This window comes from Alcanivorax sp. P2S70, assembly GCF_000475295.1.
Lineage (GTDB): Bacteria > Pseudomonadota > Gammaproteobacteria > Pseudomonadales > Alcanivoracaceae > Alcanivorax > Alcanivorax profundi.
In genome coordinates this window covers 1-1793 of record NZ_AXBZ01000057.1, presented here as the reverse complement: position 1 = coordinate 1793, position 1793 = coordinate 1, and the positions used below count along the sequence as shown (strand labels likewise).

1 protein-coding gene is annotated in these 1793 nt (G+C 59.3%); it reads right to left on the bottom strand.

The genetic code is table 11. The features are described 5' to 3' along the window. Nucleotides 1-1678: aconitate hydratase AcnA (gene acnA / locus Q672_RS31430; protein ID WP_022986511.1), on the bottom strand; the 1678-nt coding region annotated here is incomplete at its 3' end. Nucleotides 1679-1793: the final 115 nt, after the last annotated feature.

Below are 1793 nucleotides of genomic sequence, written 5' to 3'. Positions count from 1 at the left end.
GCCAGATGTCCTTCAGGTAGATCGGGTTACCGTCCTGATCCTTGCCCAGCGCATCTTTCTCGATATCAAAACGCATGGTACCGGCGATGGCGTAAGCCACCACCAGCGGCGGCGATGCCAGGAACGCCTGCTTGGCGTAAGGGTGAATACGGCCGTCGAAGTTACGGTTACCGGACAGTACCGCTGTGGCGTACAGGTCACGCTCGATCACTTCTTTCTGGATCTCGGGATCCAGCGCACCAGACATACCGTTACAGGTGGTACAGGCAAAGGCCACCACGTCGAAGCCCAGTTGCTGCAGTTCAGGCAGCAGGCCGGATTCTTCCAGGTACATCTTCACGGTCTTGGAACCGGGCGCCAGGGAGCTCTTCACCCACGGTTTACGGATCAAGCCCAGCTTGTTGGCGTTACGGGCCAGCAGGCCGGCGCCGATGATGTTGCGCGGGTTGGACGTGTTGGTACAGCTGGTGATGGCTGCAATGATGACTGCGCCATCGGGCATCAAGCCCTCTTGCTCTTCCCACTCCTTCGCAATGCCGCGGCTACCCAGTTCGGATACCGGCAACAGCGCGTGCGGGTTGGACGGGCCAGCCAGGTTACGCTCCACCTTGGACAGATCGAAGTGCAGGACGCGCTCGTACTCGGCACCTTTCAGGCTCTCTGCCCACAGGCCGGTTTCCTTGGCGAATTTTTCTACCAGTGCTACCTGCTCATCTTCACGGCCGGTCAGCTTCAGGTAATCGATGGTCTGGCCATCGATGAAGAACATGCCCGCAGTGGCACCGTATTCCGGGGTCATGTTGGCGATGGTGGCACGGTCACCCACGGACAGGCTGTCGGCGCCTTCACCGTAGAATTCCAGGTAGGCGCCTACCACGCGCTCCTTACGCAGGAACTCGGTCAGAGCCAGCACCAGGTCGGTACCGGTGATGCCCGGCTTCAATTTGCCGGTCATTTCCACACCGACAATGTCGGGCAGACGCATCATGGACGGGTTGCCGAGCATCACGTTCTCGGCTTCCAGACCACCCACACCCACGGAGATCACGCCCAGGGCGTCGACCATGGGAGTGTGGCTATCGGTGCCCACACAGGTATCAGGGAACGCCACACCGTCGCGAACCTGAACTACCGGAGACATTTTCTCCAGGTTGATCTGGTGCATGATGCCGTTACCCGGCGGGATCACATCGACGTTATCGAACGCCGTCTTGGTCCAGTTGATGAAGTGGAAACGGTCCGCGTTACGACGCTCTTCCACGTCACGGTTTTTCTGGAACGCGTCTTTTTCAAAACCCGGGTGCTCAACAGCCAGCGAGTGATCCACGATCAGCTGGGTCGGTACTACCGGGTTCACTTTGGAGGGGTCACCGCCGGCTTCGGCGATGGCATCACGCAGACCGGCCAGATCGACCAGTGCGGTCTGACCCAGAATGTCGTGACACACCACGCGCGCGGGGTACCACGGAAAATCCATGGTGCGCTTGCGTTCGATCAGCTGCTTGAGAGAATCCGTCAGATCCTCTGGCGCACAACGGCGAACCAGCTGCTCGGCAAGAATACGCGAGGTGAAAGGAAGTTTGTCATAGGCCCCAGGCTGGATGGCGTCGACAGCCGCGCGGGTGTCGAAGTAGTCCAGCTGGGTGCCGGGAAGCTGCTTGCGATAATCAGTGTTCATAGCCTGGGACTCTCGTCGGGGACTCTATACAGGAGCTTGGGGAAATTGAGCCTGGGTAGGTGGAACTGTGGGAGTCTGCTTGCAGACGAAAGATTTCGCTTGCAAGCAAGCTCCC